This is a genomic window from Sphingosinicella sp. YJ22, from assembly GCF_011320075.1.
Taxonomy (GTDB): Bacteria; Pseudomonadota; Alphaproteobacteria; order Sphingomonadales; family Sphingomonadaceae; genus Allosphingosinicella.
In genome coordinates this window covers 1-14,435 of sequence record NZ_JAANPA010000007.1, presented here as the reverse complement: position 1 = coordinate 14,435, position 14,435 = coordinate 1, and the positions used below count along the sequence as shown (strand labels likewise).

Annotated in this window: 13 protein-coding genes; 9 read left to right on the top strand and 4 right to left on the bottom strand. The window is 68.1% G+C overall.

Annotated features, from left to right (window positions below; genetic code table 11):
• Positions 1-11: 11 nt before the first annotated feature.
• Positions 12-1,736, top strand: coding sequence for an acyl-CoA dehydrogenase (locus G7B71_RS04055; RefSeq protein ID WP_166038139.1), 1,725 nt, complete (start codon positions 12-14; stop codon positions 1,734-1,736).
• On the opposite strand, the gene G7B71_RS04050 is transcribed toward G7B71_RS04055, so the two are convergent.
• The 3 genes from G7B71_RS04050 to G7B71_RS04040 form a co-directional block, all read right to left on the bottom strand.
• The gene (locus G7B71_RS04050) at positions 1,733-2,185 is read right to left on the bottom strand and encodes a DUF4383 domain-containing protein (protein WP_166038137.1); all 453 of its coding nucleotides are present in this window, start codon (positions 2,183-2,185) and stop codon (positions 1,733-1,735) included. The genes G7B71_RS04055 and G7B71_RS04050 overlap by 4 nt on opposite strands.
• Positions 2,186-2,232: 47 nt before the next feature.
• Positions 2,233-3,768 carry an EAL domain-containing protein gene (locus tag G7B71_RS04045; protein ID WP_166038136.1) on the bottom strand — a complete coding sequence of 512 codons (1,536 nt, stop codon included), beginning with the start codon at positions 3,766-3,768 and terminating at the stop codon, positions 2,233-2,235.
• 73 nt (positions 3,769-3,841) lie between these two features.
• Complete coding sequence (locus tag G7B71_RS04040; RefSeq protein ID WP_166038134.1) at positions 3,842-4,585, bottom strand: DUF72 domain-containing protein; 744 nt, start codon at positions 4,583-4,585, stop codon at positions 3,842-3,844.
• Positions 4,586-4,954: 369 nt separating this feature from the next.
• On the opposite strand from G7B71_RS04040, the gene G7B71_RS04035 reads away from it, so the two are divergent.
• The 3 genes from G7B71_RS04035 (at position 4,955) to G7B71_RS04025 (ending at position 7,623) form a co-directional block, all read left to right on the top strand.
• Positions 4,955-6,328, top strand: coding sequence for a glutamate--cysteine ligase (locus G7B71_RS04035; RefSeq protein WP_166038132.1), 1,374 nt, complete (start codon positions 4,955-4,957; stop codon positions 6,326-6,328).
• A gap of 154 nt (positions 6,329-6,482) precedes the next feature.
• Positions 6,483-7,226: a pre-peptidase C-terminal domain-containing protein gene (locus tag G7B71_RS04030; protein WP_166038130.1), complete on the top strand. Its 744-nt coding sequence runs from the start codon at positions 6,483-6,485 to the stop codon at positions 7,224-7,226.
• 4 nt (positions 7,227-7,230) lie between these two features.
• Entirely contained in the window at positions 7,231-7,623 is a 393-nt protein-coding gene (locus tag G7B71_RS04025; protein ID WP_166038128.1) for a DUF1622 domain-containing protein, read from the top strand.
• Here G7B71_RS04025 and G7B71_RS04020 read toward each other — a convergent pair.
• Positions 7,577-8,881 carry a DUF1295 domain-containing protein gene (locus G7B71_RS04020; protein WP_166038126.1) on the bottom strand — a complete coding sequence of 435 codons (1,305 nt, stop codon included), beginning with the start codon at positions 8,879-8,881 and terminating at the stop codon, positions 7,577-7,579. The genes G7B71_RS04025 and G7B71_RS04020 overlap by 47 nt on opposite strands.
• Before the next feature lie 152 nt (positions 8,882-9,033).
• On the opposite strand from G7B71_RS04020, the gene G7B71_RS04015 reads away from it, so the two are divergent.
• The 5 genes from G7B71_RS04015 to G7B71_RS03995 all read left to right on the top strand — a co-directional run bounded on the left by G7B71_RS04015 (position 9,034) and on the right by G7B71_RS03995 (position 14,272).
• Entirely contained in the window at positions 9,034-9,663 is a 630-nt protein-coding gene (locus tag G7B71_RS04015; RefSeq protein WP_166038125.1) for a PilZ domain-containing protein, read from the top strand.
• Positions 9,664-9,745: 82 nt separating this feature from the next.
• Positions 9,746-10,348: a hypothetical protein gene (locus G7B71_RS04010; RefSeq protein ID WP_166038123.1), complete on the top strand. Its 603-nt coding sequence runs from the start codon at positions 9,746-9,748 to the stop codon at positions 10,346-10,348.
• 89 nt (positions 10,349-10,437) lie between these two features.
• The gene (locus G7B71_RS04005; RefSeq protein ID WP_166038122.1) at positions 10,438-12,732 is read left to right on the top strand and encodes a bifunctional salicylyl-CoA 5-hydroxylase/oxidoreductase; all 2,295 of its coding nucleotides are present in this window, start codon (positions 10,438-10,440) and stop codon (positions 12,730-12,732) included.
• Positions 12,729-13,466: an SDR family oxidoreductase gene (locus tag G7B71_RS04000; protein WP_166038119.1), complete on the top strand. Its 738-nt coding sequence runs from the start codon at positions 12,729-12,731 to the stop codon at positions 13,464-13,466. Before G7B71_RS04005 ends, G7B71_RS04000 begins: the two co-directional genes overlap by 4 nt.
• A complete protein-coding gene (locus tag G7B71_RS03995) occupies positions 13,463-14,272 on the top strand; it encodes an enoyl-CoA hydratase family protein (RefSeq protein WP_166038117.1) in 810 nt (269 codons plus the stop codon). The genes G7B71_RS04000 and G7B71_RS03995 overlap by 4 nt, the downstream gene beginning before the upstream one ends.
• Positions 14,273-14,435: the final 163 nt, after the last annotated feature.

Below are 14,435 nucleotides of genomic sequence, written 5' to 3'. Positions count from 1 at the left end.
CGCTCGCGCCGATGACCTACACCGCCCCGATCGAGGAACAGAAGTTCGTGCTTCGCCATGTCGCGGGCATCGACCGGCTCGCCGAAGCGGGGTTCGACGTGTCCGCCGACATGGCCGACGCGATCGTCGAGGGCGTCGGCGCGTTCGCGGCGGGCGAATTCGCGCCGCTGAACCGGGTCGGCGACACCGTCGGCGCGCGCTGGTCGCCCGACGGCGTCTCAATGCCCGACGGCTTCCGCGACGCCTACCGGGCCTATGTCGAGGGCGGCTGGGGGACGATCTCGGCGCCGGGCGATTTCGGCGGGCAGGACCAGCCGCAGGTGATGGCTGCGGTGGTGCTGGAAAATCTCGGCGCCGCCAACATGGCCTTCTCGCTGTGCCCGATGCTGAGCGCCGGAGCGATCGAGGCGCTGAAGCATCACGGCACGCCCGAGCAGCAGGAAACCTGGCTGCCCAGACTGGTCACCGGCGAATGGACCGGCACGATGAACCTCACCGAGCCGCAAGCGGGGTCCGACGTCGGCGCTCTCAAGACCCGCGCCGATCCCGTCGGCGACGGCACCTACCGCATCAAGGGCCAGAAGATCTTCATCACCTTCGGCGACCACGACCTCGCCGACAACATCGTCCACCTGGTCCTCGCGCGGCTTCCGGACGCGCCCGCCGGCACCCGCGGCATCTCCCTGTTCATCGTGCCTAAGGTCCGGGCCGAGGGCACCGCCAACGACGTCCGCTGCGTGTCGATCGAGCACAAGCTCGGAATCCACGCCTCGCCGACCTGCGTGATGGCGTTCGGCGACAATGACGACTGCATCGGCGAGCTGATCGGCGGCGAGAATGGCGGCATGCGCGCCATGTTCACGATGATGAACAATGCGCGCCTCAACGTCGGCCTTCAGGGCGTGTCGATCGCCGAGCGCGCGACCCAGGCGGCTGTCGCCTATGCGATGGAGCGCGTCCAGTCGGCCCGCGCCGGGGCGCCCGGCCGCGAGGCCGTGGCGATCATCCAGCACCCCGACGTGCGCCGCATGCTGCTGCGCATGAAGGCGCTGACCCAAGGCGCGCGGGCGCTGGCTTATTACGCCAACGCCCAGGCCGATCTCGCCAGCCGCGGCGATGCGGCCGCCAAGGCCCGCGCCGACCTGCTGACGCCTTTGGTCAAGGCATGGGGGACCGACGTCGGCTGCGAGGTCGCGAGCCTCGGCGTCCAGGTCCATGGCGGCATGGGCTTCATTGAGGAGACCGGCGCCGCCCAGCATTTCCGCGACATCCGCATCGCGCCGATCTACGAGGGCACCAACGGCATCCAGGCCGCCGATCTGGTCGGGCGCAAGCTCGGGCTGGAAGGCGGCGAGACCCTGGCGCGGCTCATCGCGGACATGCGTGCGGAGGCGGAGAGCGACCATCTCCTGCAGCTGATCGAGACGCTCGACGGCGTCACGAAGGTGATGACGAACCCGCAGACGCCGGTCGATTCCAGGCTGGCCGGCTCCTATCCGCTGCTCACCATGATGGCGGTCGCGGTCGCCGGCTGGCTGATGGAGCGGCAGATGAAGGCCGCCGACCGGCTCGGCGCGGCCGGCGAAGGCGATCCCGGCTTCCTCGCGATGAAAAGCACCGTCGCCCAGTTCTTCATGGCGACGATCGTGCCGGAAGCGATGGGACTCAAGGCGTCGGCGCTGGCGGGATCGACCTTGCTCTACGCCAATCCGGACGAGGCGTTCGCCGCCGCCTAGCCCTCATAGGCTTCGTCGTCGTCCTCGACCCGGTCTGGAATCGCGGGCGGGCGGCGGTAGAGCCAGCCGAACAGGAAGCCGGTGATGGCCAGCAGGCCGTGCAGAAGCAGATTGTTGCCGTAGAGCGGCGCGAGGCCGAACAAAGTATCCAGCCCCGGGATCACCCCGAAGATCGTCAGCAGCGCCCCGGCGAAGGTCACCTGGCGGGCATAAGTGAGCGCCCCGTTGAGGCTCCGGCCCGAGATCAGGCCCCAAACACCCAGTGCGAGATGGAGGATGTTGAGCACCGGGCTGACGCCAAGCAGGCCGAACAGCTGCGGGTGGTCGACCCCCGCGGCCTGGCGCAGCGGATCGGTTTCGATCGCAACGATCGGTTCCGGGGCGAAGCCGGCAAGGCCGATCGTGACGAGGATGGCGCCTGCGGTCCAGGCGAACGGGCGTGGTTGCATCGTCGGCCTTCATGCCCGCCGCTGGCACCGGTGCCAAGCGTCTCGGGTCAGGCGGCGTCGCTGATCCGCGCCTTGCGCATGTCGGCGAGCCATGATTCGAGCTGGTCGGTGGGCATCGCGCGGGCATAGAGATGACCCTGGAGCCCGTCGCAGCCGGCCTCGAGCGCGATCTGCTCCTCGGCCTCGCACGACACGCCTTCCGCAATCACTTCCATGTTCATGGCATGGCCGAGCGTCACCGCCGCTCGGATCAGCGCCACGCTCTGGTCGCGGGCGGCGATGTCGACGAAGCTGTGGTCGAGCTTGACCGTGTCGACCGGGAATCGGCGCAGGCACGACAGCGACGAATAGCCCGTGCCGAAATCGTCGAGGCAGATGCGGAAGCCGGCCTCGCGCAAGGCGTGGAGCGCGGGCTCGCACAGGCCGCCATGATCGATGAACAGCTGCTCGGTGACTTCGAGCTCGAGCTGATTGCACGGCACGCCCTCGCCCGCGACCAGCCGGCGCAGCGCCTCCGGAAAATCGCCCGAGCGGAACTGCGCCGGTGACAGGTTGATCGACACCGACAGCTCGGGGAATCGGCGCGCCAGCGCGCAGGCCCGGCGGACCATGTTGAACCCGAGCTGCTCGATCAGGCCGCATTCCTCGGCGACCGGCACGATTTCCGCCGGGGCGATCGGGCCGAGCACCGCCTGGTCCCAGCGCATCAGCCCCTCGACGCTGGCGACCTTGCCGTCGCCGCCGATCACCGGCTGGAAGTGAAGCTCCGGCCCGCCGCCCGCGGCAAGCTCGGCGCGCAGGATGGTCTCGATCCTGTCGCGGCGCTGGACGTCCGCGTCCATCGCATCGGTGAAGATTCGGAAGCAGTGGCGGCCCGCGGCTTTGGCCCGATACATGGTGATGTCGGCCTTGCGCAGCAGGTCCGTCGCGGTGACCATGTCCGGCCCCGCGAACACCGCGCCGATGCTGACTCCGACCCGCGCCTCGCGCTCGCCCAGCCGATAGGGCTCGCCGACCGTCTCTATGATCCGTTCGCACAGGCGCCGCACGTCCACCTCGCCGCGCGGCCGCGCCTGGATGATCGCGAACTCGTCGCCGCCGATGCGGGCGACCGTGTCGCTGTCGCGCAGCAGGCCGCGCAGGCGCTCGGCGACCTGGCGGACCATGTCGTCGCCGGCATTGTGGCCGAGCGTGTCGTTGACCTGCTTGAAGCGGTCGAGATCGAGCATCAGCAGGGCGACCGACTCGCCGCTTCGGCGGTAGCGGCACAGCGCCTGGCCGAGCCGGTCCTCCAGCAGGGCGCGGTTGGCGAGCCCGGTGAGCTGGTCGTGGAGCGCCTGGTGCTGCGCCTCGGCCTCGCGCCGCTCCAGCTCCGCGCCCATCTCGACGATCGACTTGAACAGGAAGGACATGACCATAACCACCGCGACGGTGGAGGTCAGCGCGATCGGCCAGATCGCGCCGAACAGGTGACCGTCATGGCTGGCGCGCTCGGCGAGCAGCACCATCGCGAAGTTCGTGAGCACGAGGGTCGCGACCGCCGCCGAGACGATCGGCGGCCCGACCCGGCGAGAAAAGCCCACCCCGGTCTCCAGCTATAGAATCCGCCGGTCATTACGGCGGCGAGCGTTAAGAAAGTGCTCGCGCCGCCGTTCTCTAGCGCCCGAGCCGCTCGATCAGCGCCTGGGCGGCGGCCGGATTGCGCACCTTCGCGGCGGCGATGAAGAACACGAACACGTCGCGCTTGCCGCCGTCGCTCCAGGTCCGGGCAAGGTCCGCGATGCGGTCGAGCTCGGCCGCGGGATAGCCGAGCGGCTCCTCCTCCGTCGCGCTCATCAGCCGCGCATAGGTGAAGTCGGCGGTCTGCTCGGGGAAGGTCGGCTTGCCCTCGCCTTCGGCGTAGCAGATCGCCACCCCCGCCTCCCGCGCCAGCGCTGCGAAGCGCGGATCGCCGAAACTCTCGTGCCGCGCCTCGATGACGTGGCGAAGCCTGACGCCGTCCTGCTCGCGCGGCAGCAGCTTGAGGAAGCCGGCAATGTCGTCGGCATCGAACGGCTTGGTGGCGGCGAGCTGCCACAGGATCGGCCCCAATTTGTCGCCGAGTTCGGTGAGGCCCTGCGCGCAGAAGCGCTCGACCGACTCCCCGGCCTCGGCCAGCACCTTGCGGTTGGTGCAGAAGCGCGAGCCCTTGATCGCGAACTTGAACCCGTCCGGCACCGTGTCGCGCCAGCCGGCGAACAGCTCGGGCCGCTGAAGCTTGTAGAAGGTCGCGTTGATCTCGATCGCACTGAGCTGCCGCGACGCAAAGTGAAGCTGCTTCGTCCTGGCGAGCCCCTGCGGATAGAAGGTCCCCCGCCACGGATCATAGTCCCAGCCGCCGATGCCGATGTGGATGGCCATGTACGTTCCCCTTGGGCAGGCGCCTCGAGGATAATCCGTGATCGGCGCCAGGGCCGCGGCCCTTCTGTCAGGCGGGTACCGCCTCGACCACTTTCCTACAATCCTTTGTTCTGCTAATGTTCCGAAACTGGCGCGATTCGGTTCGTGCCGGCTGGCTCTTTCGACCGTGAGGAACGCCTTTCACGGAAGGCGTGGGGTGACCGCTGCCTTTTTGGGGGAGAAGACCCCGCGATTCCATGTGCCATTCGTGACATTCGTGACATTCGTGACTCTCCGCGGCGGCGGGCGTGCCTGCCGGCGGCCGCCCGCGGAAGGTTGCTCGACGAAACCGGCTGGCGGCTGGTGCGGCCCGTCGCTAGACGCGCGGCCATGACCACGCGTACCGAGACCGCCCGGGTCGATCCGCCGATCGAGAGCCGTGACGACCTGATCGCCATCTTCGCCAGCGGCGAGAAGCCGGTGGACGCCTGGCGGATCGGCACCGAGCACGAGAAGTTCGTCTATCGCACCGCCGACCATCACGCGCCGTCCTACGACGAGCCGGGCGGGATCCGCGACCTTCTCAATGCGATGACCGAATATGGCTGGCAGCCGGTCGAGGAGAACGGCAACGTCATCGCCCTCACAGGGCCCGACGGCGCGATCAGCCTCGAGCCCGCGGGCCAGCTCGAGCTGTCCGGAGCTCCTCGCGAGAATCTGCACCAGACCTGCATCGAGGCGGGCCGCCACCTCAAGCAGGCCAAGCAGTTGGGCGAGCGGCTCGGCCTCGGCTTCCTCGGCCTCGGCATGTGGCCCGACAAGGCGCGCGCCGACCTGCCGGTGATGCCCAAGGGCCGCTACAAGATCATGCTCAACTACATGCCCAAGGTCGGCAGCCTGGGCCTCGACATGATGCTTCGGACCTGCACCATCCAGGTCAATCTCGACTACGAATCCGAAGCCGACATGGCGCAGAAGTTCCGCGTCGGCCTCGCGCTCCAGCCGCTCGCCACCGCTTTGTTCGCCAACTCGCCGTTCACCGAAGGCAAGCCCAACGGCTTCCGTTCGTTCCGAAGCCATATCTGGTCGGACACCGACCCCGACCGCACCGGCATGCTGCCCTTCGTGTTCGAGGACGGCTTCGGCTACGAGCGCTATCTCGACTATGCGCTCGATGTGCCGATGTACTTCGTCTACCGCGACGGGAAGTATATCGACGTCGCCGGCCGCTCGTTCCGCGATTTCCTCGACGGCCGCCTCCCCGAGCTTCCCGGCGAGAAGCCGGTGAAGTCGGACTTCACCGACCACCTCTCGACCATCTTCCCCGAGGTCCGGCTCAAAAATTATCTCGAGATGCGCGGCGCCGACGGCGGCAAGTGGGGCCGCATCTGCGCGCTGCCGGCGCTCTGGGTCGGCCTGCTCTACGACGCCTCGGCGCGCGACGCGGCGTGGGACGAGGTCAAGCATTGGTCGCTGGACGAGCGCCAGCGTCTGCGCGACGCGGTGCCGCGCGAGGGCCTGACCGCGATGACCCCCGCCGGCGAGAGCCTGCGCGACTTCGGCCGCCGGATCCTCGCCATTGCCGAGGCGGGTCTCGCCGCCCGCGCCCGGCTCAACGGCGCGGGCGACAGCGAGACCGGCTTCCTCGATCCGCTGCGCGAAACCCTCGCCAGCGGCGAGACGCCCGCCGATCGCCTCCTGCGCCGCTACCAGGGGGAATGGGGCGGCGACATCCGCCACATCTACGACGAGGAAAGCTTCTAGGCGCGGGCTTCAAGATCGCGCTGGACGCGCAGCTGAAAACGGCTCATCGTCGCTCATACACGGTTCATCGCAGCCGTGCATTTTGCAAGGTCGTTGCATCGGTTCCGTCGCGCATCATGCGGACGCTGCCGCCGATGCACCAGGGGAGGACCAGATGCGCTTCAAATCCTTGTTCGTGAGTTCGTGCCTCATTGCGCCCGCTCTGCTCGCGGCGACGCCCGCCGCCGGGCAGGAGCCGACCACCATCCAGGGCAACATCCAGGTGTGCGAGGCTGCCCGCGGCGAGCACCGAGTCACCCTTCAGGCCGGCCGGCGCTATACGATCAGCGCCAGCTCCGACGCGTTCGACACCTATCTGCGCCTGCTGCCGCCGGGCAGCGAGGAGCCGGTCGCGGAGAATGACGATTCCGGCGACAGTCTCAACTCGCGAATCAACTTCACGCCGCAGACGAGCGGCGAATATGTCGTGCGCGTGTCGAGCTTCTCGCCCGGAGGCACCGGCGCCTACGATCTGCGCGTCGAGCCCGCCGCGCCGCTGCCGGCTTTGGTCACCCGCCCGACGCGCACCGAGCGCGGCCAGTGGCGGGTCTATCAGGGTTCGCTGTCCGCCACCGATCCGGCCGACAATGATCGTCACTATGACGATTACGAGCTTCGCCTCGGCGCCGGCGAGACCGCGATGATCCATGTCACCGGCGAGGGCGACCTCGACAGCCAGATCATGGTCTATTCGGCCGATGGCCGCGGCGGCGATCCGATCACCGCGGACGACGACGGCGGCGGCGGGGTTAATCCCTTCGTCTTCTTCGCGCCCGAGGAAGCCGGCACCTATGTGGTGCGCGTGACCAGCTTCGGCGCCAACGAGACCGGCAACTACCGCCTGCGCATCAGCCAGTAAGGGGATGATCGAAACGCTGCTGAGCGAGGCGACCCACTGGATCACCCGCGGTTTCGAGGTGATCGGAGTCGCGATCATCGTGATCGGCGCCCTGTTGGCGATGGTTCGGTTCGCAAGCGGACGAAGCGGAGCGGAGGATCGTTATGCGTGCCTCCGCTCCGACCTCGGCCGATCCGTCCTGCTCGGGCTGGAATTCCTCGTGGCCGCGGACATCATCGGCACGGTCGCGATCGAGCCGACGCTGGACAGCGTCATCGTGCTCGGGATCATCGTGCTGATCCGCACCTTCCTGAGCTTCAGCCTGGAGGCCGAGATCGAGGGGCGCTGGCCGTGGCAGCGCGCCGCGGCAGCTACTCCGCGGGGGCGGTCGCCGGGGGCGGAGGACGAAGGCCGATAAGGCCCCGCACGAAGCGCGGCACGGGTCCGTTGCGCTCCATCCAGCCCGCATAGTCGCGATAGGCGGGGTCGGTCGAGAGATGCTTCTCCTCGGTGACGGCGCGCCAATAATAAACGCCGCTGACCGCCGCCAGCAAAGCGGTGTTGCGGACCATGTCGACGAAGCTGCCCGACGTGGCGAGGAACGGCAGGGTCGCGAACCACCAGAACAGGTTCTTCGACAGATAGGCCGGATGCTTGCTCCACGCATAAGGGCCGTGGGTGAGGATCCCGCGGTGCGTGAGGTTGGAGAAGCGCAGCCCGAACGCCACAGTCGCCCAGGCATAGATGCCGGTGAGGAGGACGAGGATCGCCCCGTTCAGCATCAGCAGGACCGGCTGGCCATCCAGCCAATAGAGCCATTCGGCGGTGTTCTGGTGGTAATCGAGCGGCCCGCCCGGCGCCATCATGATGAAAGGCGGATAGCAGACCAGCGCCGCGGCCCAGCCCGAGGCGTAGGGGTTCGCCGAGCGGATATGGGCGTCAAGCAGCTTGAAGGTGAAGATGTAGCCGACGCTGGCCATGGTGACGTCGATCATGAACATCGCGGTGATCAGCCAGCGCGCGAGGTTGACCGGATTGTCTAGGATCCAGCCGCTCCCCTCCCCCACCGTCGACGCCCAGCCGGCCGGCACGATCGCCAGCATGAAGGCGAGGAAGAAGCCCTTCACCGCCCAGCTCCGGAGGAAGTCGTAGAGGATGTCGCGGTCGACCGCCTCGACTCGGCCGATCAGGAGCTGGCCGAAATGCCAGGCGCCGTCGCGGGGCTCCTTGAGGCGCCGATCGAGCCACAGGACGTAGGGCACCGACAGCACCACCATCGGCACGACCGCATAGCCGAACAGCGTCATCGAGAAGAGATAGGGATCGCGCCAGTACCAGCGGCCGATGCAGTAGAGGCAACCGATCACGCCCCAGATCGCCCACAGGCCGACGATCTTGGCGATCGAGATATCGAGGGACTCGGCGCGCGGCCGCGGCGGGCTGTCCCAGTCGATGCCGGTCGAGGGATTGCGGTGGACCTTGTCGACGATCAGCGACCAGGCGACCATCGGAAGCGCGCAGGCGACGATCGCCAATGCCGCGGCGGCGGGGCCGACCATGCCGAAGGCGCGCGCGGCCGCGGTCCACAGCAGCAGGCCGGCGAGTCCGGCGAGGCCAACGCCATGGCTCACCGCCGAGCGCGGGCGGGGGTCCGAAGCGGCGGAAACGTCCTGCATGACGACCGCTTATCGCGATTTGGTAAGCAGAGGGTGAAGCGCGCGAATACCGGTACAAAACGGGGCAGGAAGTAACGCCTTCTTAAACGAGTTTAAGGCCAGATAAGGATCAGAGCGGGCGGAAACAGCCTGCCCAGCGCCAAGTGGACCGTATGTTGCCGCAAGACTGCGTCGAAGAGACGAGCATCTCACTGTCCTCGCGGACGCCGTCGCCGCCGGAGCGGCGCCGGGAGCAGCGGCACCTCACCATCCTGCGCGTCGGCGCGCTGATCATCGACGGCGAGCGCGAGCTCTGCCTGGTGCGCAACATCTCGGCCGGCGGCGTGATGGCGCATGTCTATCGCGAGATCCCGCTCGGCACCCGAGTCGAGATCGAGATCAGGAATGACGAACCGCTTGCCGGCACCGTCGTGTGGGAGAGCGACTCGAACATCGGCATCACCTTCGACGAGCCGATCGACGTCCCTGCATTCCTCGCCACCTCGAAGATCCTCGGCGATGGCCGCCGCGCTCGGCGCCCGCGCGTCGAGATCGACCGGCCGGCGAAGCTGCGCTGCGCCGAGCAGGTCGTGTGGGGCCGAATCCGCAACATCAGTCAGGGCGGCATCCGCTTCGACTGCGACGAGGACCTGCCGCTCGACGGCGACGTAATCGTCACCATGCAGGGCTTCCGCCCGCTCCCCGGAGTGATCCGCTGGCGCCGCGACGAATGGTACGGGATCAGCTTCATCCAGGTGCTGCCGATCCAGGAGCTGTGCGACTGGCTGCGAGACGGCGAATGAGTGCGACGAACCGCTGCCGTAAGGCGTTGCTTAACCGAAAATAGGCGATACCTTTCCCCCTTGGGCATGGGGAGGGGTTTTCATGCACTTGCTGGTTGCGGCTGTTGCGGCCGCGACGCTGGGCGGGACTGCGCCCGCGCCGCTGCCGATCGATCTTTCCGAGCCGACTCGGATCCGCGCGAGCGAGGACGGCTCCGCGCTGATCGTCGAGGGGCCGATCACCGACGGTGCCTATGCCAATTTCCAGCGCGCGCTACGGGCCTATCCGATCGCCCGGCAAGTAATCCTCCAGTCCCCCGGCGGCCTGATGTTCGAGGCGGACCGCATCGCGCACGCGGTGCGCGAGCGGCGGATGGCCACCTCTGCGCGAACCTTGTGCGCGTCGGCCTGCACCGTGATCCTGATCGCCGGGCGCGACCGCACCGCGGCGCCCGGCACGCGCGTCGGCTTTCACCGCCCGAACGTCTCGCTGTCGCGCACCCCGGACAGGACGATGCGGCTCACCCGCCGGCTCTACGAGCGCGCTGGCCTGGCGCCCGCCTTCACCGCCCGCATCTACGCGACTCCGTTTGAGAGTGTCTGGTATCCCGGCGTCGACGAGATGATCAGCGCCGGCGTGCTGACCCGGCGCCTCCCCGTCACGGTCACCTTCGCAGGGAGAACGGGCTTCCGCAGCGGAGGCTAGTCGCCCGCCGATTGCTTGATTAAGGCTCGGGGCGGGAGGATTTCCGCCGTTCTTCGACTGACCATCATTCCGACCGAGAGAACCCAGTGATGCGGATCGCCTGCCTCGGCGGCGGCCCGGCCGGGCTGTATTTCGCGATCAGCATGAAGCTGCGCGATCCCGCGCACGACGTGCACCTGTTCGAGCGCAACCGCCCGGACGACACGTTCGGCTGGGGCGTCGTCTTCTCCGATCAGACCGTCGACAACCTGATGGCGAACGATCCCGTGTCGGGCGCGGTGATCCGCGACGAATTCGCCCATTGGGACGATATCGACGTCCACATCCATGGCGAGGTGATCCGCTCCTCTGGCCACGGCTTCATCGGCATCGGCCGCAGGCGGCTCCTCAACATCCTGCAGGAGCGGGCACGCGAGCTCGGAGTCACCCTCCACTTCGAGCATGAGGCGAGCCCCGACCTCGACGACTGGGCGGACTGGGACCTGGTGATCGCCGCGGACGGCGCGAACAGCCGGATCCGCACTCGGTACGAGGAGCATTTCGGCGTCGACATCCAGGTGCGGCGCAACAAGTTCTTCTGGTTCGGCACGCACAAGACCTTCGACGCCTTCACCTTCGCCTTCGAGCAGCTGCACGAAGGCTGGGTGTGGGCGCACGCCTACCGGTTCGACGACGACCTCTCGACCTTCATCGTCGAGATGGAGCCGGAGACCTGGGCCGCGCTCGGCTTCGACCGCATGGAGCAGGCCGATGCGATCGCCTTGTGCGAACGCATCTTCGCCAAATATCTGGGCGGCAATGCGCTGATGTCCAACGCGGCCCACCTCCGCGGGCCGGAGGCGTGGCTCAACTTCCGCCGCATCATCTGCGACCGCTGGCACTATCGCAACCTGATCCTGCTCGGCGATGCCGCGCACACCGCGCATTTCTCGATCGGCTCGGGCACCAAGCTGGCGCTCGAGGACGCGATCAAGCTGGCCGAGGTGCTCAACCGCCCAGGCCTCAGCCGCACGGCGGCGCTCGAGGAGTATCGCGAGGAGCGCAACCTCGAGGTGCTCAAGCTCCAGAACAGCGCCCGCAATTCGACCGAATGGTTCGAGACGCTGGACCGCTACCTCCATTTCGAGCCGATCCAGTTCGCTTACTCGCTGCTCACCCGCTCACAGCGCGTCAGCCACGAGAATCTGCGCCTGCGCGACCGGTCATGGCTGGAGGGCGTCGAGCGCTGGTTCCAGAGTCGCGCCCGCGGCCACGCGGTCAACGACCCCGCGCCGCCGATGTTCGCGCCGTTCCGCCTCCGCGAAATGGAGCTCGCCAACCGAGTCGTCGTCTCGCCGATGGCGACCTATTCGGCGGTCGACGGCTGCCCGCAGGACTTCCACCTCGTCCACTACGGCACCCGCGCCCAGGGCGGCGCCGGCCTCCTCTACACCGAGATGACCTGCGTCTCGGCCGAAGGGCGGATCACGCCGGGCTGCACGGGCATGTACGCGCCCGAGCACGCCGAGCGGTGGAAGCGCATCGTCGACTTCGTCCATGCCAGCACCCCGGCAAAGTTCTGCCTTCAGCTCGGCCACAGCGGCCCCAAGGGCAGCACCAAGGTCGGCTGGGAAGGCTATGACGTCCCGCTCGACGGCGGCAACTGGCCGGTCATGGCCGCCTCGGACGTGCCGTGGAGCCCCGACAACCAGGTGCCGCGGCCGATGACCCGCGCCGACATGGACCGCGTCCGCGACGAGTTCGTCGCCGCCGTCCGAATGGGCCTGGAGTGCGGCTTCGACATGATCGAGCTTCACGCGGCGCATGGCTATCTGCTGTCGAGCTTCATCACGCCGCTCCACAACAAGCGCACCGACGAATATGGCGGCAGCCTCGAGAACCGGCTGCGCTATCCGCTCGAAGTGTTCCGAGCGATGCGCGAGGCCTGGCCCGTCGACAGGCCGATGTCGGTACGCATCTCCGCCAATGACTGGATGGGCGACCTCGGCGTGACTCCGGACGAGGCGGTCGAGATCGGCCGCGCGTTCAGCGAAGCCAGAGCCGATCTGATCGACGTGTCGGCCGGCCAGACCTGGGCCGACTGCAAGCCGATCTACGGCCGCATGTTCCAGACCCCCTTCGCCGACCAGATCCGCAACGAGGGCCGGCTGACGACCATGGCGGTCGGCAACATCTACGAGCCCGACCACGTCAACTCGATCCTCGCCGCCGGCCGCGCCGACCTCGTCGCCCTCGCCCGCCCGCATCTGATCGACCCGAGCTGGACGCTTCGCGCCGCGGCGGCGCAGGATTATCGCGAGCAATGGGTGCCGCCGCCCTATCTCGGCGGCATGGCGCAGCTCGCGCGCAACCTAAAACGCGAACAGGAGATGCTGAAGGCGTGAAGCTTCTGGGGCAGCATGCATTGGTGACCGGCGGCGGCACCGGGATCGGCGCGGCGATCGCGCGCGCGCTGGCCGCGGAAGGCGCCCGGCTGACCCTGGTCGGGAGACGGCGCGAGCCTCTAGAGCAGGTCGGCGGCGGCGGTTTCGACGCGCTGGTCGCTCCGGCCGACGTCACCAACCGCGAGCAGGTCGAGGGCGCCTTCGCCATCGCCCGGGCGACTCAGGGTCCGATCACGATCCTGGTCAACAATGCCGGCGCGGTGCAGGGCGCGCCCTTCGCCAAGGTCACCGAAACGCTGTGGCGCGACATGCTTGCGGTCAACCTCGACGGCATGTTCCATTGCTGTCAGGCGGCGCTCCCCGATCTGCTCGCCGCCGACGCCGGGCGGATCGTCACGATCGCCTCGATGGCCGGGCTTCACGGCTTCGCCTATGCCGCGCCCTATATCGCCGCCAAGCATGGCGCGGTTGGCCTCACCCGCGCGCTCGCCGCGGAATATGCCAGGACCAACCTCACCGCGAACGCCGTCTGCCCGGGCTTCGTCGACACCGACATGACCGTCGAGTCCGTCGCCAACATCCAGGAGAAAACCGGGCGGAGCGAAGCGGAAGCGCGCGCCGAGCTTGCCGCGCTCAATCCGTCGGGCCGCCTGATCGCGCCGGAGGAAGTCGCGGCGGCCGTGCTTGACCTCATTCTCTCGCAACGCAACGGCGAGGCGGTGGAGATCGCATGAACCCCGAAACCTTTTCGCCCGAGCATTTCGGCTGGTCGTTCGACGAGGGAGTCGCGACCGTCACCCTGAACCGGCCGGAGCGGAAGAATCCCCTCACCTTCGAGAGCTATGCCGAGCTACGCGATACGTTTCGGGCGCTCGTCTACACGCCCGCGGTGAAGGCGGTGGTGGTGACGGGCGCCGGTGGCAATTTCAGCTCGGGCGGCGACGTCCACGAGATCATCGGCCCGCTGACCGAGATGGACATGCCGGGCCTGCTCGCCTTCACCCGGATGACCGGCGACCTCGTCAAGGCGATGCGCGGCTGCCCGCAGCCGATCGTCGCGGCGGTCGACGGCGTCTGCGTCGGCGCCGGGGCGATCGTCGCGATGGCGTCGGACCTGCGCCTCGCGACGCCGGAGGCCAAGACCGCCTTCCTGTTCACCCGAGTCGGCCTCGCCGGCTGCGACATGGGCGCCTGCGCCATCCTGCCGCGCATCATCGGCCAGGGCCGCGCCAGCGAGCTCCTTTTCACCGGCCGGAGCATGAGCGCCGAGGAGGGCCTCGCCTGGGGCTTCCACAACCGCCTCGTGCCGGCGAACGAGGTTCTGGCCGAAGCGCAGGCGCTCGCGCGGTCGCTGGCGAACGGCCCGACCTTCGCCCACGGGATCACCAAGACCCAGCTCAACACCGAATGGAACGTGAGCCTGGAGACCGCGATCGAGATGGAAGCCCAAGCCCAGGCGATCTGCATGGCCACCAACGATTTTCGACGTGCCTTCGAGGCCTTCGCGGCCAAGCAGAAGCCCGAGTTCAAAGGTGACTAACGGGCGCCGCGCCACCCCTCCCCTTCAGGGGAGGGGATCAAGGGGTGGGGGCGAGCCGAAGGCTCGCGCGGCGCGGAGCGCCGCCACCACCCCAACCCCTCCTCTGAAGAGGAGGGGCTAAGAAATGAGCGAGCGCTCGTTCCTCGAATGGCCCTTCTTCGAC

Coding starts and splice junctions, on each gene's coding strand:
- G7B71_RS04010 (WP_166038123.1), top strand. CDS start 9,746: ATGCACTTGCTGGTTGCGGCTGTTGCGGCCGCGACGCTGGGCGGGACT.
- G7B71_RS04040 (WP_166038134.1), bottom strand. CDS start 4,585: ATGGCCATCCACATCGGCATCGGCGGCTGGGACTATGATCCGTGGCGG.
- G7B71_RS04050 (WP_166038137.1), bottom strand. CDS start 2,185: ATGCAACCACGCCCGTTCGCCTGGACCGCAGGCGCCATCCTCGTCACG.
- G7B71_RS04005 (WP_166038122.1), top strand. CDS start 10,438: ATGCGGATCGCCTGCCTCGGCGGCGGCCCGGCCGGGCTGTATTTCGCG.
- G7B71_RS04030 (WP_166038130.1), top strand. CDS start 6,483: ATGCGCTTCAAATCCTTGTTCGTGAGTTCGTGCCTCATTGCGCCCGCT.
- G7B71_RS04020 (WP_166038126.1), bottom strand. CDS start 8,881: ATGCAGGACGTTTCCGCCGCTTCGGACCCCCGCCCGCGCTCGGCGGTG.
- G7B71_RS04025 (WP_166038128.1), top strand. CDS start 7,231: ATGATCGAAACGCTGCTGAGCGAGGCGACCCACTGGATCACCCGCGGT.
- G7B71_RS04015 (WP_166038125.1), top strand. CDS start 9,034: ATGTTGCCGCAAGACTGCGTCGAAGAGACGAGCATCTCACTGTCCTCG.
- G7B71_RS04055 (WP_166038139.1), top strand. CDS start 12: ATGACCTACACCGCCCCGATCGAGGAACAGAAGTTCGTGCTTCGCCAT.
- G7B71_RS04035 (WP_166038132.1), top strand. CDS start 4,955: ATGACCACGCGTACCGAGACCGCCCGGGTCGATCCGCCGATCGAGAGC.
- G7B71_RS03995 (WP_166038117.1), top strand. CDS start 13,463: ATGAACCCCGAAACCTTTTCGCCCGAGCATTTCGGCTGGTCGTTCGAC.